Source organism: Testudinibacter crocodili, assembly GCF_006228025.1.
GTDB lineage: Bacteria > Pseudomonadota > Gammaproteobacteria > Enterobacterales > Pasteurellaceae > Chelonobacter.
Genome location: NZ_VDHF01000026.1, coordinates 1 through 19973, shown reverse-complemented (window position 1 = coordinate 19973; position 19973 = coordinate 1). Strand labels below are relative to the sequence as shown.

The window sequence follows — 19973 nt, the reverse complement described above, 5'->3', positions numbered from 1 at the left end:
AATGTATGCAGCAATTTACCCATATCAACAGTAACGGCGAAGCCAATATGGTCGATGTCGGCAACAAAGCTGAAACCGTGCGTGAAGCCCGTGCCGAAGCGCTGGTGACCATGTCGGCACAAACGTTGCAGATGATTTTAAATGGCGATCACCATAAAGGCGATGTGTTTGCTACCGCCCGCATTGCCGGTATTCAAGCAGCAAAACGCACATGGGAACTGATTCCGTTGTGCCACCCGTTGTTACTCACCAAAGTTGAAGTCAATCTGACCGCACTTCCAGCAACCAACCAGGTGCGGATAGAAAGCCTGTGCCGTTTAAGCGGCAAAACCGGTGTGGAAATGGAGGCGCTGACGGCGGCTTCGGTGGCAGCGTTGACGATTTACGACATGTGCAAAGCGGTGCAAAAAGACATTGTGATTGAGCAAGTGCGGTTGCTGAGCAAAAGCGGCGGTAAGTCGGGCGATTTTTCGGTTGAGGGAAAAAATGATTAAAGTATTGTTCTTTGCGCAAGTGCGAGAGTTGATCGACACTGACGAGCTGCAACTGGAAGCGGAGTTTGCCACTGCTGAAGCGTTGCGCCAATATTTGGCAGCCAAAGGGGAGAAATGGGCGTTGGCACTGCAAAGCGACAAATTGCTGGTGGCAATCAACCAAACGTTGATGCCACTGGATAGCCTACTTCAAAATGGCGACGAAATTGCCTTTTTTCCGCCAGTGACTGGGGGATAACGGTGCAGACAAACATGGCAACAGAAATTCGGGTTGCGGTACAAACCGCAGAATTTGATCAAAGTGCGGTTTACCAATGGTTATCTGAGCCGAAAAGCAGTGGGGCTGTTGTACTGTTTATCGGCAAAGTACGCGAGATGAATCTGGGTGACAGTGTAGAAAAACTTTATTTGGAGCATTACCCGGCAATGACGGAAAAAGCACTGAACGAGATTGTAGCCCAGGCTTGCCAACGCTGGGAAATGCAACGAGTGCAGTTGATCCACCGTGTCGGAGAGTTGCAAACCGGCGATGAAATCGTCTTGGTTGGCGTGAGTTGCAAGCATCGTGGCGATGCCTACCAAGCCAATGAATTTATTATGGACTACCTAAAAACCCAAGCGCCATTTTGGAAAAAAGAGTTGACCGATAATGGCGAACGCTGGATCGAAGAGCGGGCAAGTGACAAACATGCGGCGGCGAAGTGGTAATGGCGCTATTTACTGCCAATCCTCTTACTGCCAATCCTCATAGCTTAATTGTTCGATTCGTTGGAATGCTTTTGTGTTGTAAGTAATCAAGATAAGTTGATTACTTATTGCCTGTGCGGCAATTAAAGTGTCATAGCTGCCGATAGGTGTGCCTTTTTGCTCTAAAGAGGCTCGAATTTGCCCTGCTATTTGGGCGTCATCGTTGCTGAAGGCAAGAACTTCAAAAGGCAATGTTTCTAATTTTGCGCGATTTTGCTGTTTGCGTTGACTTTTCTCCACACCATAATAAAGTTCATACATAACAATACTTGATAACACAAAATCACTAGGCTGATGTGCTCTTAATTGTTGATGAAATGCAGTGTTATTTTTTAATAGTGCAATAACAGCGTTAGTATCCAATAGGAATTTCATTATCAAAAATCCCAGTCTCGTTCGGGTTCTAACAGGGCATTTCTATTTTCTAAAACCGCACTTTCTAAACTGGCGTCAAATTCGCCAAGCTGATCTAGCCACGACCAATCGGTTATGATAGGTTCAAGAATGACTTGGTTTCCTTTACGTTTGATACTAACTTTATCACCATGAAAACGAAACGCTTTTGGCAATCGTAGTGCCTGTGAATTACCGCTCCAAAATAATTTAGCTGTTGTCATTTGATGATTCCCCCTACAAAATATAGATACAAAAAGTATCTATTATTTTATTTGTAAGGACAATATATGAAATCAAAAGGCTACCTATCGCGGTAGCCTTCGGTAATGATACCAGCGTTTAGAACTTATAAGACAGATTGCCGACTGCACTGATACCTTCAGCGTAGTAGCAGTAATAGTCACAGCCCGCTAAGTATTTACGGTTGCCGAGGTTGTCGATATTCACTTGTGCAGCCAAGTTCTCGGTGATCTGATAGCGTGCGAATAAGTCAACCACGGTTGATGACGGCACTTGATAGCCGGAATACAGCGAACCGCTAGCAGTGACGCTTTTGCCGACATAGCGGATTCCGACACCGGCGTTTAATTTATCGCTAAATTGATAAGCAACCCGGGTCGATAGCGTATGTTTAGGGATTAAAGCGGTGTTGGTTTTGCTACCGTTAGCATTTTCTGTCACGGAACGTACATAGGTATAAGCCAACAAGGTTTGCAATTTCTCGGTCACATTCAAGTTGGCTTGAACTTCAACACCTTTACGTTTAATTGGGTCTGCACTGCTGACAGTAGCCCCAGTTCCTTGATTCACCAAAGCGCCTTTGTCTTTTGCTTGGAACAACGCAACGGAAATCGTACCGTCAACCCACTCAGGCATATATTTGATACCCACTTCATGCTGTTTGGTGATATTCGGTTTGTACAAGGTCGCATTGCCGCTCAGACCTGTTGGCACACGGAAAGATTCGGTATAAGCATAGTAAGGATTTAATCCGAGATCATTAAAATACATCACCGAGCCGGAATATGATGTGTGATTTTTACGCACATTTTGTTCGCTGGCAAGCTCACTATTACGCACGCGATCGTGGCGAACACCGGCGCTCAGCCCGATGGTATCCCATAAAATGGCATTGTCTTGTAAGTAGAAACCGCTTTGACGGGATTTGATTAAAACGCGTGGCGCATTGATGGTTGCGGCAGTGCCGTAGCTGGCGGCAGGATCATACACATTCACCATGCCTTGAGTGCCAAACAGGGTATACAGCGAATCAAATTTTTGATTGCGATAATCCATCCCGGCAACCAAGGTGTTGTTAATCACCTCATTGCTGTATTTCCAGCTCAAGCGGTTATCAACGCTATGGCTTTTTGCAGTACCGTTGTTATAAACCACGGCACGGGCAACTTCATAATTGGATTGTGCTAATGGAATTGGATTCCAATTTGCATCATAACCTGACGGATAGGCATAAGCCCCACGATGACGGTTATCAATGATTTGATAGCGGTAGTTTTGGCTGAAGCTCAAGCCGTTGCCAAAGTCGTGGTTAAACTCATAGCCTACGCTTTTGCTGATGCTTTTTTCGTCATCTTGGGTTGGATCACCTAAATTAGCGTGGCTGGAGATTCTGCCTTTTGCGGTTGGAATCAGCGTGCCGTCCTGCGGTAAGAAGTTTGAGCTTGGCACGCCGACAGTTTTTAAATAGCTCGTTAATACGGTTAAATTGGTTTTGTCGGAAATATCCCAAGCCAGTGATGGGGCGATATAATAGTTTTCTGACCAAGTGCCATTCCACTCTCCATCAGCGTGGCTGTAGCGGCTGACTAAACGATAGCGCAAGCTGTCATCGCTGTTTAAGCTGCCGGTATAATCCGCAGCGATACCACGTTGGTTTTTATTACCGAAGTGAGTGCTGATTTCACCTTTACCGATGTTTTCTTTGTTTGGGCGTTTAGTGATGTAGTTGATCAAGCCGCCAGCATTTGAAGCACCGAAAGCCATTGAGTCAGAGCCTTTGATGACCTCTACGCCTTCAACGCCGTACATCTCTACTTGTGGGGTAAAGAAACCCTGCGATAGTGCCGGCATGCCGTCGATGGCTTGGCTTGCTTCAGTACCACGCACACGGAACCAGTTGGTATTGGTATCGCTGCCGAAAACTTGGTTGGTAAAACCGGCTTGGTAGCGTGCGATTTCATCGGCTTTTTCAATACCTTGAGCGGTTAAGGTTTGGTTGTCCAAAACGGTGGCAGATTTTGCTTGATTGAATGGTTGTACATCCAACTTATTCATGCTGCCCACTACATTAATCTCTTCCAACATTTCACCGGCTTGGGTTTCGGCAAGTGCTGGGTTCAGGCTGAGCAAAAGTGCGGTTGTCAACGCAGAATAGTGAAAGGTTTTGTTTTTCATCAAGTTGTCCTCAAATGTTCATAAAAAACGGCAGGTGGTTATACCCGGCGCATAATCAATAGAAAATAACTGCCGCCGAGTAGGGTTGCCACCAGTCCGGCAGGAATTTCATATGGAAACAGTAGTTGCCGACCGAGCCAGTCGGCAGTTATCATCACCGTGGCGCCGATCAGCGCAGCGGCAAGAATTTGTGATTTTGGTTTGTGGAAACCGAGATAATGTGCCAAGTGCGGTGCCAGCAGTCCGATAAAACTGAGCGGCCCAACCACCAAGGTGGCGCAAGCGGTGAGAACCGCACTTAATAAAATAAAGATCCAGCGGGCTTGCTGCATATTCAAGCCAAGCGCTTTTGCCACCACGGCTTGCAGGCTGAGCAGATCGAGCCAGCGGCTGAAAACCAAGCCGACAGCGAGTAGCAAAAGTGCGGTCAGGCTTAAGCCGAGCGCCAATCCGCTTTCGGCATAGTAGGTAGAGCCGCTGGTCCAGCTCAACAACTGTTGGATGCGGAAGTCGCCACTGGCAAGCAAGATGCGCTGTACCGCATCAAACAGTGCAGCAAGGCTGATCCCTGTCAGCAAAATGCGTTCCGGCAACATGCCGCTGCGTCCGTTGATCATCATCACAATCAACAACACCACCAATGCCCCACAGATACCGGCGATCCACAGGTTCTGCTGGGTCAGTTGACTGAAACCAAAAATGACCAGCAGCACTCCGAAACTGACGCCGGAGGTGATCCCTAGCAGTTCAGGGCTTGCCATCGGGTTGAAACTCAGGCGTTGCAATAATACACCGGCGAACGACAACATTATTCCGGCGGCGAGAGCATACAACAGGCGTGGATAACGAAGTTCTAGCACCGTGTCGTTCAATGCACTGAACGTCCAGCCGTCGGCACTGTTGCCGATGAACAGAGCGAAAAGTGCGGTTAAAATAAATAGTAGGCTTAACGCTAACCAAGTGCGGTGTGTCATCATTTTATTGATGCTCAGGAAATCAGTAGAAGATTGCAGCCGCCCGCTGTGCGGCAGGTTTTTAAACATCAGCCATAAGAGTAACGGCGTGCCCAATACGGCGGTGACTGCACCGGTCGGGAGTTGAATTTGGTAATATTGGCTGATGAGCTGCAATCCTAAATCGGTAATCAGCAATAAAACAGCGGATAAATAGGCACTTTGCAACAACTGTCCTCTGAACGTGCGAATGCCCAGTTGGCGGCTGATGGTGGTGGCAGCTAAACCGATAAAACCCAGCATACCGACACGGCTGATCACAATTGCAACCAAATAAGCAGAGAGCAGCAAGCCGATAAAACGAATCCACTGTACCGGTACGCCGAGACTTTTGGCATTACTGTCATTTAAGGCAAGAATGGCAAGCGGACGCTGTAGCATGGCTAACATTACTAGCGCCGGAATCAATAACCAAAATAGTTGAATGCTGTCGAGCCAGCTCTCTTGCAGCAGTGAGCCTGCACCCCAGATCATCAAGCCGCGTGATTCTTCCGGGTAGAACAACATTAAGGTGGCAGAGAGCGAGCCTAAATATAGATTCACCACTAAACCGGCGAGGATCATAATCAGTGGCGATAAATTTTTGCGCCATGCCAATAAAAAAACCAGTGCCAGTGCCGCGAGTGCGCCTAAAAAGGCAATAAGTGTGCTGCCGAAATGTAAAATCGACGGAAAGAACAGGGTACAACTAAACAGTAGGAATTGAGCACCACTGCTGACTGCCAAAGTGTTGTCGGAGGCAAGCGGGTTATTGACGACCTGCTGCAACAACAGGCTTGCCAAGCCAAGTGCGGTGCCGGCTAATAGTGCGATCGCGATCCGTGGCAGAGTATAATTTTGTACCAATAGCAGATCGAGCGACGAGCTATTGTGCTGTAACAATTCTGTCCATGATCCTGGCTGCGGCAGTTGCAGCTTTAATAGCCAGCCGCCGAGCAAAATAGTGAGTAACAGTAATGTGATATTCAGCAGCAGCGGACGGCTTACCATGGTTCACCTCCCTGTTGCAAAGCGTCGGCTAATGCCAGTGCGAAACGTTGTGCTGACGGCAGTGCGCCAAAAGTCCAAATGGCGGGCAACACGATCGGATCTTTCGATAGTGGCAGATGCTGCCAAAGGGTGTTGTGTTCAAGTGCGGTCGGCACATTAACCGGATAGGGTTTAATCACGATTAAGCGCGGATTATCTTTAAATTCAGCTAGCTGGTTGATGCCGATATTGGTTGAGCCCCACAGCGTAACCGGCGCTGTCCAAGCGTTATGAAATCCCATTTGCCGAATCGCAGCACCAAATAGGCTGTTTTCGCCATATACCCGCAAATGGCGGCTATCAATAAACTGTACCAACAGCAAAGTGCGGTTTTGGTAAGACGTTAATTGGGTTTTGAGTTGCGCAAAAAGTTGTTCTGTCTGCTGAATCAAGCTTTCTGCACGCTGCGGCTTAGCGATCAATTTTGCCAATTCACGGGTGGCTGCCAGCTGATTTTGCCAAATTTCCCCTTCACGATAGAAATTGACTTCGTCTACTTGCTGCCGCCGGTCAGCATGTTGCAAAATCGGTGTTAAGTTGCTGAACATTGCACTGTTGATAAACCGATCCGGTTGTAATTTGGCTAACAGTTCTTGATTGGGTTGCAATCGTGTGCCTAAATCCAGCGTATGTGGCGGCAGCTCCGGCACCGAAACCCAAGTGCGGTAGCTCTCAGCATCGCCGACAGCGATTGGTGGCTGTCCAAGTGCCAATAACGTTTCTGCCACGGTCCAGTCAAGGGTCGCTACCTTCAAATCGGGCGAGTTAACTTGGGCAAAAGTGCGGTAACTGCACAACATCAGTAGCGCAAGTGACAGGCGCAACAGCGCAGATTTTTTCATTCCAATCTCCGCTTAGAAAAAGGCGACCGGCACAGCAGAAACCGGATGGCGAATGACGTTTAAGCCGATGCCGTAGATCGCCTGCAAATTAGTTTGAGTCATCACAGTTTGCGGTGCACCTTGCATTAACAATTTGCCACTGTGCAGGGCAATCAGGTGGTCACAAAAGCGTGCTGCAAGATTGACATCGTGAATCACAATCACCACCCCGATATTCAATTGACGTGCCAGTTGTTGAATAAGCTGCATTACTTCCACCTGATGGGCAATATCCAGTGCGGCGAGCGGTTCGTCTAACAGCAGAAAGCGACTTTGTTGCGCCAAGAGCATTGCCAACCAAATGCGGGAACGTTCCCCACCCGAAAGGGTTTCCACCAATTGATCGGCAAAAGCTTCGGTGTGGGTCAGATTTAAGGCGCTTTCAACGGCGTCGTGATCTTTCTGTTTATTGCGCCCGAATAAGCCGTTCCAAGCATAGCGCCCCATTTGAATCAGTTCTCGAGCGGTCAAATTGGCGGCGGTAGGTAGCTGTTGCGGCAGATAGGCAACTGCTCGCGCAAATTCACGGCTTCCCCAACGGCTGATTTCGCGATCTTGCAGCAGTAGTTTTCCGCTACTACAAGCTTGTTGATTGGCGAGCAGTTTAATCAAAGTCGACTTGCCGGAGCCATTATGACCGATCAAACCATAAACCTTGCCGATTTCAAAGGTTAAGTCCGTCGGTTGCAATAAAGTGCGGTAACCACGCTTTTGGCTTGGCGTATCAATGCTTGGAATACAATAAGCGACTTGCTCCAGTTTAAACACGATCTTTTTCCATCACGAAGGTCAAAGTCGCAATTCTAATTGAAAACTATTCCTCTTTCAATGTATGACTGACAAAATTTTTACGCTTTTTGAAGTGAAGGAGATTGTGATGGATTATAAAATTGGCTCGATGGTGGCGACAATATTTTGCCAAATACGGCGTAACACAGACCATTGTCCAACCTGTTGTTGGGTGATGGCAATAGACTGGGCGGTATAATCTTGCTGACGTTGGTAAATGGCTGCGGTGAGTTCGTTGTCTTGCAAAAGAATATTATTTTCATAATTTAAATTAAAGCTGCGCAGATCCAAATTGGTAGAGCCGATATAACTGATTTTGCCGTCAATGGTGAGCGTTTTGGCGTGCAGTAACCCGTTTTTGAATTCATAAATCGCTATACCGGCTTGTAGTAATCGACGGTAGTGGCTGCGACTGGCAGCTGAAACCACCCAAGAGTCGTTACGTTGCGGAAAAATTAAACTGACTTTCACGCCACGCCAAGCAGCGGCACAAATGGCTTCAATGGTGGTGTGATCCGGCACAAAATATGGCGTTGACAAGGTGATCTCATGTTGAGCACTGTGAAATAGAGTGACGAATAATTGTGGGCAGGAATCTTTACGTTCGGTCGGACCATCGCCGACCACTTGCGCCGCAAAGCCTGATGTATTCGTTGAAATTTGCTCAACTATACTGTCTTTATCGCTTATGCTGTCTTTACCGCTTGGTAGCTCGTCAAGTGCGGTTTTGCCGGTCGCCACGAGCCAGTCGCTAGTAAATAAAATCTGCATTTGTTGTGCTACTGCACCTTCAAAACGCAGCAAAATATCGACCCAAGGGGCAAAACGGGCTTTGACTCTAAATTCCGGATCAGCACAGTTTTGGCTGCCGCAATAGACTATTTTGTTATCAATTAAGGTGATTTTGCGGTGGTTACGCAAGTCTAAACGACCAGTGATGATGGTTTTAAGCGGGTGGTCAATCGGAAAAGAGATTGCCAGTTGCACGCCGGCAGCTTGCATTTGTTGCCAATAGCTGGAGCGAACAAATTGCCGTGATCCCAAACCATCCACCATCACCCGACAGGTTACGCCACGCTTTGCGGCACGAATCAAGGCATTGGCAAGATTGATACCGGTGTGATCGGCCAACCAGATGTAATATAAAATATCAATATTGTGTTGTGCCTGTTCGACATCGTTGAGCAGCCGTGCTCTAGCTTGGTCAGCATTGGGCATCAGTTCGGCACGGTTGTTGGGCAGCGTATGGAAACCGTTAATTGAGGCGGCATACGCGAAAGCCGCCCGATAAGGCAGATCAATTTGCGACTCGTTTTGTTGTCTTGTACTAATGAGTTGCGGAAAATTAAGCCGCATTTCGGCAAAGATCGCATGGTATTTTTTGCTGATGGCTTGACCGATATTGTTCTCCCCAAACAACCAATATAGCCCGGCGCCGAAATAAGGAAAAATAATTAAAATGACAAACCACGCCAAACGACTTGTTGCTTCCAGATCATCGCGCAGCAAGATTCGGATTGAAAAGACAACAACTAGACAGATATGCAAGGTCAATAACAACATAGCGGCTCCAAAATTAGATGATGACACAACCAGATAAATATTGAAAAAGGCGAAATCCCCGATTTTATTGTTGCAGCTGAAAGGTTAAACTACCGCCAAGTGCATGCGCATAACGTGAAAGTGTAGTCAAGGTTGGTGAAACGATGCCTCGTTCTAACCGACTAATATTCTTGACATTAATACCTGATTTTTCAGCAATATCGGATTGAGTCAGTCTCAATTCAAGCCGTGCGGCTTTCAGCATTGCAACTAATTTACGCCGCTCTTCAAGTACATCATATTCAGCCGCAAATTCAGGATCTTTCATCAATGTTTTTTTTACATCGGCAAGCGATACTAATTCAAGTTCAGGATCTTTGCTCATTTTTCAGCTCCTTTTGTAATTTATCCATTCTGTTGTAGGCTAATTCAAGAGTCTTCTTCGGGGTTTTTTGGGTTTTCTTCTGCACAATATCCTTCCCCTTATGGCGCAAGTTTGCAACTTGTGCCTTTTTACCTTTGATTGACTAGCAAAATCTAAGTATTGTTACTATTTTTTCAGTACAAGTTACAAACTTGCGCTATCTGTGGGGTTAAATATTCAATTTGGCAACTGCATTATAGTTATGAAAACGAGCGTAAGGGCTTAATTTTTCTCCGTGTTTTAGCTCAAATAGTGCATCGTACCAATAAGCGACTAATGCTCTTCGAACACCTCTAAGCTTTAAAAATTCTAAAGTTGTACTAAAATCACCTTCAAAAGAAACGGTTACAGCTCTAGGTAATGCAGTTTTATAGTAACTTTTATCAACTATGCCATTATAGTTTTTTAGCCATAGTAAGACTTCAGGGAAGTCTAAAATAAGCTGATCTACTAAAATCATATGTGTAGACGGTGCATTTTTTCTGCTTAATGTACTATATCCCACTTCATGAGAACCAATGCTGAGAGTAAAATAACGCCCTGCATTGGTAGATGGAAATAATGTCAGTGCCCACATGCCTTGGTAATCTAAAAAATACTTTAAACCAGATATGGCAAATAACTCTTGTAAATATTTGTAGAAAAGCTCATCAGTAAACATTCTATCAACTTTTGGCTTATATAGAATATAGCTTTCATCTAGGTTATTTAGAATATTGCGCGCCTCCTTTTCTGATATATAAAATAATTCTTTCTGCTTAATCATTTGAGTATTTAATTTATGTCGAAAAGTGTAATGTAAGGCGTGCTCGACAGTTCTCCAATCTGAAACATGGCGAAAATCAATTAAATGCCATGCCCCTAAACCCCTATAGGGTTCGGTATTATTAATTTCTTTTATTCGTTTTATTGGTGGGTAAGCAGTTCCCCCAATTTTTATACAATCGGAATTTTTTGAGGATAAAATGTAGATATAGCCTTGCTTTTTTATAGATTGCATGAATTTAAACTCAAAGATAGTAATATATGTGTTTTGGTTACAAAAAAGCAGATTACATGACTGTAATCTGCTTATGTTTGTAATGCCGCTATTTTTTATAGCACTTTAACAATACTTTCACACAGATAATGAATATTGTCTTCGGTGATACCGGCGACGTTGATGCGACCGGAGCGCACGGCGTAAATAGCGAATTCGTCTTTCAGGCGATCCACTTGTTCCGGGCTGAGGCCGCTGAATGAGAACATGCCGTTTTGTTCGATGATGAAAGAGAAATCTTGCTCAGCGCCGTATTCCTTCAACAGATCAACGAATTTTTGGCGCATGGTTTTAATGCGTTGGCGCATTTCTGCCAGTTCGGCAATCCAGTCGGCTTTCAGTTCTGCATCGCCCAATACCAGAGCTACCGCACTTGCACCATGCGAAGATGGGTTGGAATACAGGGTGCGGATAATCGATTTCACTTGGCTGAATGCAGTTTCGGCAGTGGCTTGATCGGCAGCTACCAGCGTAAATGCACCGACCCGTTCATTGTATAAACCGAAGTTTTTCGAGAACGAGCTGGCGACCAGTAATTCTTTATGATTAGCGGCAAAGGCACGCAAGCCTTGTGCATCTTCGTCCAAACCGTTGGCTAAACCTTGATAGGCGAAGTCAAACAGCGGCAACCAACCGTTTTTCAGCGACATTTCGGCTAATTGTTGCCATTGCGTCGGAGTCGGGTCGATTCCGGTCGGGTTGTGGCAGCAGCCGTGCAACAACACCACATCGCCTTCGCTGGCGTTGCTGAGATCGGCGATCATGTTGTCCCAATCTAGAGCACGGGTTTCTTCATTATAGTAACGGTAGTTGCGGATGGTGATGCCGACGGCGTTGAAGATCGCATTGTGGTTTGGCCAAGTCGGGGCGCTGATCCAGACGTTTTGCGCATTGGTTTGGCGTTTGATAAATTCTGCCGCGACACGCAATGCGCCGGTTCCGCCCAGGCTTTGTGCGGTTTTGGCTCGTTTGCTATTGACGATTTCACTGTTTTCGCCGAATAACAAGGCTTGGGTGAATTGGTTATAGGCGGCAACGCCATCAATCGTCAGGTAATTTTTGCTGTTTTCACTTTCCAAAAGGCGTTTTTCTGCCGCTTTCACCGCTTTTACGATGGGCGTTAGGCCGTTGGCATCTTTGTATACGCCGATACCCAAGTTGATTTTGTTGGCACGGGTTTCGGATTTAAACGCTTCGCCTAGCCCTAAAATTGGATCGGCGGGAGCGGCTTGGATTTTTTCAAACATAGTGAGTTCCTTTGATGTTGTGAATGTTATTATAAAATGAAGTCTTTATTTATACTGATTTTTAATGCAGATAACAATCTTAAAAACTAAAAATCAGCTTAATTTGCTTATTGCCCATGCCAAGCCGGAATGGTAATCCTCAGGCAGTAAATCTTCCAATCGGCGCAGATTTTCAACTAACACGTTTTTGTTCGGGTGTGAGAGGTTGATATGCCCGACTTTGCGCCCCGACCGCACTTCTTTGCCGTACCAATGCAGTTGGCTAAACGGCAGGTTCAGCCATTGCGGATGATGTTCCGTGCCGATTAAATTCACCATTACACTCGGCATAAAAATCTCCAACTGCGGTGTCGGCAGGTTGAGCAGCGCACGCAGATGCAATTCAAATTGGCTGACCGAACACCCCAGTTGTGTCCAGTGTCCGCTGTTGTGAACCCGAGGCGCTAGTTCGTTAATCAGCAGTTTGTCGCCGATCACAAAACACTCCATCGCCATCACGCCGATATAGTCCAGTTTGTGCATGATAGCGCTGAGCATGGCTTCGGCTTGTGCCTGCAAAGTGCGGTCAACACCAAGTTGTACGCTGTAGCGCAGAATACCGTTTTGTTGCAAGTTGTGGGTGACAGGGTAGAAGCGGGTTGTGCTGTCGCTGAAACGGGCGCCGACCAGCGAGACCTCATAATCAAACGGAATAAAGGCTTCGGCGATTACCTCGCCGAACAGATCATCAGTGATCAGATCACGGTTATCGGCAGTCACAATCCATTGTCCACGTCCGTCATAGCCGCCGCTGCGGCGTTTCACCACCACTTTTTCGCCGACTTGCTGAAATATTTGCCCCCATTGTTCGGCAGAATTTAGCGGTTGCCATGGTGAGGTTGGTAAATTGAGCTCGTCTAACAACGATTTTTGTGAATAGCGATCAGCCAATAAGCCAAAGACATTGCGGTTGATAAAATTCGGATGGGAAGCCAGTGCGGTGGTGAGTGGCGTGATTTGCCAACGCTCGATTTCAGCAGTGATGATTGCGTCAGGTTCAATTTCAAAAAGGGGAGCGGCAAAGTCTAACGGCTGCACCCCAATATCCAATGGGGCGCCAGCATAACGCAACATGCGTCCCAATTGTCCGTTGCCTAACACATAAACCGATGGATAAATGGCACTTTTTTGCATGGCGCTTTCCTTATAGTAAACGGGGATCGGGATTATCTAACACCGCTTGGGTCTGTTGCGCACGAAATTGCTGTAAGCGTTGCGTCAGTGCAGTATCGTGGTTGGCTAAAATCTGCGCCGCCAGTAAACCAGCATTGGCAGCGCCTGCGGCACCGATTGCCAAGGTGCCGACCGGAATACCTTTCGGCATTTGCACGATAGAATACAGGCTGTCGATTCCGCTCAGCACCGCACTTTTCACCGGCACACCCAACACCGGCACAAGGGTTTTGGCAGCGATCATCCCTGGCAGATGTGCAGCACCGCCGGCACCGGCGATAATCACCTGATAACCGTTGCTCGATGCTTGTTCGGCAAAACTGAATAATTTATCTGGCGTGCGGTGGGCAGAGACGATTTCCACATGGTAAGGCACTTGCAGTTGATCCAATACATTGGCGGCTTCGATCATGGTTGACCAATCACTTTGCGACCCCATTACGATGGCGATTTTGGCAGACATAAAGTTGATAATTCCCTCTGTTTGCGGTTGAAGTTGCGATGGAACGGCGTTGGTTTTACGCTGAAAAGTGCGGTAAGGATAACATGATTTCAACAGAAATTAAGTCCTGTGCGCTACCTTGAGAAAATATTTTATCTTTTTTAATCGGATAACGGGGATTCGATTGCAACTTGACGGAGAAAATTCTATTCTTACGGGCTAAAACACGCATAATAAATACTACGGAGCAGACGATGTCAGCAAAAGCAAAATACAGAAAAGATTATAAAAAACCGGACTATACTGTCACTGATATTTTTCTTGATTTTCAATTGGATCCCCAACATACCCGCGTTGTCAGTAAATCACAAGTTGCGCGTTTGAACTCTGAGGCACAGCAGCTGCGGTTGGACGGACACGGTTTTCAGTTTGCTTCGATCAAATTAAACGGACAGCCGTTTACGACTTATCAGCAAGATGCAGAATCGCTGCAATTGGATCTCAGCGGCTTAAATCTCGATCATTTTGAGCTGGAAATCGAAACGCTTTTAAAACCGGCGGAAAATACCTCGTTGCAAGGTTTATATCAATCCGGAGACGGTTTCTGCACCCAGTGCGAAGCAGAGGGCTTTCGTCAAATCACCTATATGCTGGATCGCCCCGATGTGTTGGCTCGCTATACCACGCGGATTACCGCAGATAAAACCCAATATCCGTTTTTATTGTCAAACGGCAACCGTGTCGCCACCGGCGATATGCTTGACGGGCGCCATTGGGTCGAATGGCAAGATCCATTCCCGAAACCGAGCTATCTGTTTGCCTTGGTCGCGGGGGATTTTGACCTGCTGCAAGACCGTTTTATCACCAAGAGCGGTCGCGAAGTAGCGTTGGAGCTGTACGTGGATAAAGGCAATCTGAATCGCGCCGATTGGGCGATGCAGAGCCTGAAAAAATCAATGAAATGGGACGAAGAACGGTTTGATCTGGAATATGATTTGGATATTTACATGATCGTGGCGGTTGATTTTTTCAATATGGGCGCAATGGAGAACAAGGGCTTGAATGTGTTCAACTCCAAGTTTGTGTTGGCAAATCCAGCAACCGCAACCGATGAAGACTATCATAATGTTGAAGCGGTGATCGCCCACGAATATTTCCACAATTGGACTGGCAACCGTGTGACTTGTCGTGACTGGTTCCAGCTCAGCTTAAAAGAGGGGCTGACCGTGTTTCGCGATCAAGAATTCTCCTCTGATACCGGCTCAAGAGCGGTGCAGCGGATCAATAACGTCAAAATTCTGCGCACGGTACAATTCGCTGAAGATGCCGGCCCGATGGCACACCCGATTCGTCCGGAAAAAGTAATTGAAATGAATAACTTTTATACTGTCACCGTGTATGAAAAAGGTTCGGAAGTGATCCGTATGCTGCACACGTTATTAGGCGAAGTGCGGTTTCAACAGGGCATGAAATTGTATATTACCGAAAATGACGGCAAAGCAGCGACCTGCGAAGATTTTGTGTCGGCAATGGAGCGTGCATCCGGCGTGGATTTAACGCTATTCCGCCGTTGGTACAGCCAATCCGGTACGCCGGAATTGACGATCAGCGACGAGTATGACGAACGTAACCATGTTTATCGTTTGCATGTGTCGCAACTGACGGCGCCAACCCACGATCAATTGGATAAAATTAACCTGCATATTCCGTTGAAAATTGAGTTATATGATCCACAAGGCAAACCGCAGGAGCTGCAAAGCGAAAACGGCTTGGTTAGTAATGTGTTGGATATTGTGCAACATCACCAAACCTTTGAATTCCATCATATTTACGTGCGGCCTACTCCAGCACTGTTGTGTGATTTTTCAGCACCGGTAAAACTGGATTATGCTTATACGGATCAACAGCTGCTGCTTTTGCTGCGCCATGCTAAAAATGATTTTATCCGTTGGGACGCCGCACAAATGCTGCTGTCGAATGAATTGCGTCAAAATCTGCAACGCCAACAAAACGGGGAGGCGATGCAAATTAGTCCGCTATTGCTGGATACTTTCCAGTCCATTTTAGAGCAATATCAACAAGATGTGGAATTGACAGCATTGATGTTGACCTTGCCGAAAGAGACCGAATTTGCCGAGCAGTTTAAAGTGATCGACCCTAGTGGTATCCATCAGGTACGTAAATTCTTGCAGAAGAGTATCGCCGAATATTTGAAAGCGTCATTGTTGAAAATTTATCATCGGATCGACCTGCCTGAATATCGCATTGAACGGCAGGACATTGCCTTACGCAGCCTGCGCAATGTTTGCTTAAGTTATTTGGCGGTGACGGAATTTGGTAATGCGTTGGTTAATACGCATTATCTGCATGCTAACAATATGACCGACACACTTGCCGCACTGGCGGCAGCGAGCAGCGCTGCACTACCGTGCCGCGATAATTTATTGACGGATTTTGAACACAAATGGGCGCATGACGGCTTGGTGATGGACAAATGGTTCGCGTTGCAAGCCACACGTCCGGACGAAGATGTGCTGCAAAATGTAATGAAATTAATGGATCACTCAAGTTTCAAATTCAACAATCCCAACCGATTGCGGGCGTTGGTGGGCAGTTTTGCCAACCAAAACCCGAATGCTTTCCATGCGATTGATGGCTCAGGCTACCGCTTTTTGGTTGAGGTGCTGATAAAATTAAACCGCAGTAATCCGCAAATCGCTTCGCGCTTAATTGAGCCACTGATTCGATTGGGACGCTACGATGCGCAACGCCAAACCCTGATGAAACGTGGCTTGGAACGCTTGGCAAAAATTGAAAATTTGTCGAAGGATCTGTTTGAAAAAATCGAAAAAGCGTTAGAGTAACGGTTTTGTTATGTTTTCGGTTAAAAACTGTGCTTTAAAATTGTGCTTAATTAAAATAGAGGCTGGATAATATGTATTCTTTCATCAAAAAAGGCTTGTTTTCACTGGATGCCGAGCAGGCACATAATGTTACCTTGAAAACACTGGGCATGATCGGTAAAACTCCGGCAAAATACTTGCTACAGACCACACTTCGATGTCCGCAGGGTACGTCGAAAACCTGTATGGGGATTCGCTTTAAAAATCCGATCGGCTTAGCTGCCGGTGCGGATAAAAATGGTGATGCAATTGACGGTTTCGCTGCGCTGGGTTTCGGTTTTATTGAAGTCGGCACAGTGACACCGTTGGCACAAGATGGCAATCCGAAGCCGCGCCAGTTTCGTTTATTAGAGGCTGAAGGGATTATCAACCGTAACGGTTTTAATAATCGTGGCGTGGATTATCTGGTTGAAAACGTTAAAAAAGCGAACTATGACGGCGTGATTGGGATCAATATCGGCAAAAACAGCACCACTTCGGTCGAAAACGGCAAAGGCGATTATATTTATTGCCTGAACAAAGTGTATAACCATGCCGGTTATATTACGATCAATATCTCATCACCGAATTCGCCGGGGTTGCGTCAGTTACAATACGGCGAAGCGCTGGACGATTTATTGCAAGGTATTAAACTGCGACAGAAAGAGCTGGCGGATTATTATAATAAATATGTGCCGATTGCGGTCAAAATTGCGCCGGATCAAACCGAAGAAGAGCTGGTGCAGATCGCTGACACGTTGCGTCGGCATAAAATGGATGGCGTGATTGCCACCAACACCACGATTTCGCGTGATAGTGTACAGGGTGTTGCCAATGCTGAGCAACAGGGCGGTTTAAGCGGCAAACCGCTACAGGCATTAAGCACTCAAATTATTTCTCGTCTATATCAGGAGTTGCAAGGTGAAATTCCGATTATCGGCAGCGGTGGCATTGATTCCGTGGCAAGCGGACAGGAAAAAATCATTGCCGGTGCTGAATTGCTGCAACTGTATTCCGGTTTGATCTATCACGGACCGCACTTGGTCAAATCGTTGGTGGAAGGGATTAAGTAAAATCATTAAAGTGTGAAAAAATTGGGTTCGTATTTTGTTGCGAACCCAATTTTGTTTATGCGTTAAACTTTCTTCGCCAACATCGTGACAAACTTCAGTTTGATCCGGTTGCCGTCGGCGTCGGTTTTGTGTAGTTCGCCTGGTGCTTCGGTGTATTTGATCAACTCCCAGTCTTGGTAGTAATTTTTCAATTCGTTTTCAGCAAAGGTGAAAGAGAACGGCATCGGGCAAGGCATATCCTCGGTGGACATTGCGGCAACAATCAGGTTATAACCGCCTGGATTGGTGTGTTGCTGCATGTTGGCGATAATTGCTGGAATTCTATCTCGCTGCAGGAACATTAGCACCACGGTTGAAAGAATAAAATCGTAGTTATCTTGAATTGCTGCTTGGTTAATGTCGTAAAGTGCGGTTTTGATGTTGTCGCATTTTTCTTTTTCGATGAGCGAGTGCAAAAATTCAATGCTGTTTGGGTTATGATCCCAAGCGTCCACCTCAAAGCCTTGCACCCCTAAGAACAGTGAATTCCGCCCTTGTCCGCAGCCTAAATCCAGCGTTTTACACGGCGCAATCTGCTTGACTGCGTTGATCACTTCGGAGTGGGTTTGCGTCATATTGTATTTTTTGGCGGCGTAGTCTTGCGGTAGGCAATAAAACTCCAGATAGCATTGCAAGTCATCGGAAAGTGGCGCAACCCGATGCCACTGTTGCGGCTCGACAAACGGCGCTTGATTTTCGACATCAAATACATGGGTCGCCGTCACATTGCCGGATTCGTCCAGTTCAACATATTGCAATGATCCGGCAAGAATTGTCACTTTTGCCCAAGTGCCGACTTTGGTATTGTGCATTTCTCGGAACATTTGCGGCAGGGTATCTGTGGTCCAAACCGGCATTTTTTTGTAAGCGATAAGTTTTGTGTGCATAAATTGCGATCCTTAAGATATATTTAAAATGTTGTTTAATTGGATTCTAAAGAAAAATTGCACGGCTGGCAATTATTTCCGACAAGTTTAGTCAAGTTTAATGCTATGCTGTTCATCAATTTAGCATAATGTTAGAATTCGTCGATTTATTTATCCAACACACATTTATTCTACAAAAGGAGTTTTTATGGCAGCAGAAACCACAACCGTTGATCTTCAGGCACAAACCGTGGAAGTGCTGAAGCAGATTCAGCAATTGGATTTTAATACCGTGTTAAACCAATGGATTATCCCCTACGGCACCAAAATCTTATTGGCAATTGCAATTTATTTTATCGGTAAATCGGTGGCGCGCTTTTTGAGTGGTCTGCTGGGCAAAGCAGTACTGCGCTCCAGTAAAGACGAGATGTTGCAAGGATTTGTCGGCTCGATCAGTTATTTTCTGTTTTTGTTGATCGTAGTGATTGCAGCATTGTCGCAGCTGGGCATTAACACTAGTTCTTTGGTTGCTTTAATTGGTGCTGCCGGTTTGGCCATCGGGCTAGCGTTGCAAAATTCACTGCAAAATTTCGCTGCTGGGGTGATGATTTTGGTGTTTAAACCATTTCGTAAGGGGGATTATATTGAAGCTGGCGGTGTTGCCGGTGTGGTGAATCAAATCGGTTTATTGGTGGTGGAACTGCGAACCGGCGATAACAAAACGGTGTTGGTGCCGAACGGCAAAGTGTTTGGTGACAGTATCACCAACTATTCAACCAACGAAACCCGTCGAGTTGATTTTATCTTCGATATCGATTACAGCAGTGACATCACCGCCGCGAAACAGATTATTGCCGACTGTTTGGCGCAAGAATCCCGCGTACTGCAAAATCCGGAACCGACGATTGTGGTAGGTTCACTGGCATCAAACAGCGTGCAGTTGTTTGTGCGTCCATGGGCAAGAACCGCCGATTATTGGGGTGTCTATTTTGCGATTACCGAAAAAGTGAAGTTGGAGTTCGATAGAGCGGGTATTGCAATTCCGTTTAACCAGCTAAACGTACATCTGGATCAGGATTTAGTGGTCGGGATTGAGAAAAAAACCAATTAATTATAGTAACCAAAAATCAAGTGCGGTGTTGAACCGCACTTAGGGTCTGTTGATCTTTGTTTATATTTTGAGTTGTCGTTTAAAATGAGCACAATCTAGGCGTAAGCCGAAATCAATAGTGGGACTATTGATGAGGATTACAACGACGAGTGTGCTCATTTTAAACACAATCCGCAGGACTATGACTGTTTTTCGCCATTACTTTTCGCTACTACAGCGGCGTTAAAAGCTGTTCGTTTAGAATGACTAAACTTCACAACTTTTGCCTTGTATTGGAGAAAAAGAGTCTATAGCTCAAATTATAAACAAAGATCAACAGACCCTAATAACTT

The 19973-nt window shown here is 46.1% G+C and carries 19 protein-coding genes; 6 read left to right on the top strand and 13 right to left on the bottom strand.

The genetic code is table 11. The features are described from left to right. The first annotated feature begins 5 nt into the window (after positions 1-5). Genes moaC through moaE form a run of 3 tightly spaced genes read left to right on the top strand, consistent with a single transcriptional unit; the run spans position 6 to position 1202 of the window. Positions 6-494: a cyclic pyranopterin monophosphate synthase MoaC gene (gene moaC / locus FHQ23_RS02925; protein WP_132967346.1), complete on the top strand. Its 489-nt coding sequence runs from the start codon at positions 6-8 to the stop codon at positions 492-494. Next, positions 487-732 carry a molybdopterin synthase sulfur carrier subunit gene (gene moaD, locus FHQ23_RS02920; protein WP_139612970.1) on the top strand — a complete coding sequence of 82 codons (246 nt, stop codon included), beginning with the start codon at positions 487-489 and terminating at the stop codon, positions 730-732. The genes moaC and moaD overlap by 8 nt, the downstream gene beginning before the upstream one ends. A gap of 14 nt (positions 733-746) precedes the next feature. Continuing rightward, complete coding sequence (moaE, locus tag FHQ23_RS02915) at positions 747-1202, top strand: molybdopterin synthase catalytic subunit MoaE (RefSeq protein WP_139612969.1); 456 nt, start codon at positions 747-749, stop codon at positions 1200-1202. Between the two features lie 24 nt (positions 1203-1226). On the opposite strand, the gene FHQ23_RS02910 is transcribed toward moaE, so the two are convergent. From FHQ23_RS02910 to purE, 12 genes are all read right to left on the bottom strand, one after another. Beyond that, positions 1227-1616, bottom strand: coding sequence for a type II toxin-antitoxin system VapC family toxin (locus FHQ23_RS02910; protein ID WP_139612968.1), 390 nt, complete (start codon positions 1614-1616; stop codon positions 1227-1229). A gap of 2 nt (positions 1617-1618) precedes the next feature. After that, positions 1619-1858, bottom strand: a complete 240-nt coding sequence (locus FHQ23_RS02905) for an antitoxin (RefSeq protein WP_139610523.1) — start codon at positions 1856-1858, stop codon at positions 1619-1621. Between the two features lie 118 nt (positions 1859-1976). Then, positions 1977-4052, bottom strand: a complete 2076-nt coding sequence (locus tag FHQ23_RS02900; RefSeq protein WP_139612967.1) for a TonB-dependent siderophore receptor — start codon at positions 4050-4052, stop codon at positions 1977-1979. Between the two features lie 38 nt (positions 4053-4090). Next, positions 4091-6055, bottom strand: coding sequence for a Fe(3+)-hydroxamate ABC transporter permease FhuB (gene fhuB / locus FHQ23_RS02895; RefSeq protein WP_139612966.1), 1965 nt, complete (start codon positions 6053-6055; stop codon positions 4091-4093). Further along, positions 6049-6936 (bottom strand): iron-siderophore ABC transporter substrate-binding protein, encoded by an 888-nt coding sequence (locus FHQ23_RS02890; RefSeq protein ID WP_267963604.1) that lies wholly within the window; start codon positions 6934-6936, stop codon positions 6049-6051. Before FHQ23_RS02890 ends, fhuB begins: the two co-directional genes overlap by 7 nt. Positions 6937-6948: 12 nt before the next feature. Next, on the bottom strand, positions 6949-7743 hold the full coding sequence (locus tag FHQ23_RS02885) for an ABC transporter ATP-binding protein (protein WP_442805411.1): 795 nt from the start codon (positions 7741-7743) through the stop codon (positions 6949-6951). A gap of 114 nt (positions 7744-7857) precedes the next feature. Next, complete coding sequence (gene cls / locus FHQ23_RS02880) at positions 7858-9327, bottom strand: cardiolipin synthase (RefSeq protein ID WP_139612965.1); 1470 nt, start codon at positions 9325-9327, stop codon at positions 7858-7860. 64 nt (positions 9328-9391) lie between these two features. Next, complete coding sequence (locus tag FHQ23_RS02875; protein ID WP_267963603.1) at positions 9392-9691, bottom strand: helix-turn-helix domain-containing protein; 300 nt, start codon at positions 9689-9691, stop codon at positions 9392-9394. Positions 9692-9899: 208 nt separating this feature from the next. Beyond that, a complete protein-coding gene (locus FHQ23_RS02870) occupies positions 9900-10730 on the bottom strand; it encodes a GIY-YIG nuclease family protein (RefSeq protein ID WP_139612964.1) in 831 nt (276 codons plus the stop codon). Positions 10731-10825: 95 nt separating this feature from the next. Beyond that, positions 10826-12016, bottom strand: coding sequence for an amino acid aminotransferase (locus FHQ23_RS02865; RefSeq protein WP_139612963.1), 1191 nt, complete (start codon positions 12014-12016; stop codon positions 10826-10828). A 93-nt stretch (positions 12017-12109) separates the two neighbouring features. After that, positions 12110-13189 (bottom strand): 5-(carboxyamino)imidazole ribonucleotide synthase, encoded by a 1080-nt coding sequence (purK, locus tag FHQ23_RS02860; RefSeq protein WP_139612962.1) that lies wholly within the window; start codon positions 13187-13189, stop codon positions 12110-12112. 10 nt (positions 13190-13199) lie between these two features. Beyond that, positions 13200-13691, bottom strand: coding sequence for a 5-(carboxyamino)imidazole ribonucleotide mutase (gene purE, locus FHQ23_RS02855; protein ID WP_139612987.1), 492 nt, complete (start codon positions 13689-13691; stop codon positions 13200-13202). Positions 13692-13924: 233 nt separating this feature from the next. On the opposite strand from purE, the gene pepN reads away from it, so the two are divergent. Continuing rightward, the gene (gene pepN, locus FHQ23_RS02850) at positions 13925-16534 is read left to right on the top strand and encodes an aminopeptidase N (RefSeq protein ID WP_139612961.1); all 2610 of its coding nucleotides are present in this window, start codon (positions 13925-13927) and stop codon (positions 16532-16534) included. Between the two features lie 71 nt (positions 16535-16605). Beyond that, on the top strand, positions 16606-17625 hold the full coding sequence (gene pyrD / locus FHQ23_RS02845; protein ID WP_139612960.1) for a quinone-dependent dihydroorotate dehydrogenase: 1020 nt from the start codon (positions 16606-16608) through the stop codon (positions 17623-17625). Positions 17626-17687: 62 nt separating this feature from the next. On the opposite strand, the gene tehB is transcribed toward pyrD, so the two are convergent. Then, on the bottom strand, positions 17688-18551 hold the full coding sequence (tehB, locus tag FHQ23_RS02840; RefSeq protein ID WP_139612959.1) for an SAM-dependent methyltransferase TehB: 864 nt from the start codon (positions 18549-18551) through the stop codon (positions 17688-17690). A 187-nt stretch (positions 18552-18738) separates the two neighbouring features. Between tehB and FHQ23_RS02835 the strand changes: the two genes are divergently transcribed. Beyond that, entirely contained in the window at positions 18739-19641 is a 903-nt protein-coding gene (locus tag FHQ23_RS02835; RefSeq protein ID WP_139612958.1) for a mechanosensitive ion channel family protein, read from the top strand. The last annotated feature ends 332 nt before the right edge of the window (positions 19642-19973 follow it).

Coding starts and splice junctions, on each gene's coding strand:
- moaC (WP_132967346.1), top strand. CDS start 6: ATGCAGCAATTTACCCATATCAACAGTAACGGCGAAGCCAATATGGTC.
- moaD (WP_139612970.1), top strand. CDS start 487: ATGATTAAAGTATTGTTCTTTGCGCAAGTGCGAGAGTTGATCGACACT.
- moaE (WP_139612969.1), top strand. CDS start 747: ATGGCAACAGAAATTCGGGTTGCGGTACAAACCGCAGAATTTGATCAA.
- FHQ23_RS02910 (WP_139612968.1), bottom strand. CDS start 1,616: ATGAAATTCCTATTGGATACTAACGCTGTTATTGCACTATTAAAAAAT.
- FHQ23_RS02905 (WP_139610523.1), bottom strand. CDS start 1,858: ATGACAACAGCTAAATTATTTTGGAGCGGTAATTCACAGGCACTACGA.
- FHQ23_RS02900 (WP_139612967.1), bottom strand. CDS start 4,052: ATGAAAAACAAAACCTTTCACTATTCTGCGTTGACAACCGCACTTTTG.
- fhuB (WP_139612966.1), bottom strand. CDS start 6,055: ATGGTAAGCCGTCCGCTGCTGCTGAATATCACATTACTGTTACTCACT.
- FHQ23_RS02890 (WP_267963604.1), bottom strand. CDS start 6,936: ATGAAAAAATCTGCGCTGTTGCGCCTGTCACTTGCGCTACTGATGTTG.
- cls (WP_139612965.1), bottom strand. CDS start 9,327: ATGTTGTTATTGACCTTGCATATCTGTCTAGTTGTTGTCTTTTCAATC.
- FHQ23_RS02875 (WP_267963603.1), bottom strand. CDS start 9,691: ATGAGCAAAGATCCTGAACTTGAATTAGTATCGCTTGCCGATGTAAAA.
- FHQ23_RS02870 (WP_139612964.1), bottom strand. CDS start 10,730: ATGCAATCTATAAAAAAGCAAGGCTATATCTACATTTTATCCTCAAAA.
- FHQ23_RS02865 (WP_139612963.1), bottom strand. CDS start 12,016: ATGTTTGAAAAAATCCAAGCCGCTCCCGCCGATCCAATTTTAGGGCTA.
- purK (WP_139612962.1), bottom strand. CDS start 13,189: ATGCAAAAAAGTGCCATTTATCCATCGGTTTATGTGTTAGGCAACGGA.
- purE (WP_139612987.1), bottom strand. CDS start 13,691: ATGTCTGCCAAAATCGCCATCGTAATGGGGTCGCAAAGTGATTGGTCA.
- pepN (WP_139612961.1), top strand. CDS start 13,925: ATGTCAGCAAAAGCAAAATACAGAAAAGATTATAAAAAACCGGACTAT.
- pyrD (WP_139612960.1), top strand. CDS start 16,606: ATGTATTCTTTCATCAAAAAAGGCTTGTTTTCACTGGATGCCGAGCAG.
- tehB (WP_139612959.1), bottom strand. CDS start 18,551: ATGCACACAAAACTTATCGCTTACAAAAAAATGCCGGTTTGGACCACA.
- FHQ23_RS02835 (WP_139612958.1), top strand. CDS start 18,739: ATGGCAGCAGAAACCACAACCGTTGATCTTCAGGCACAAACCGTGGAA.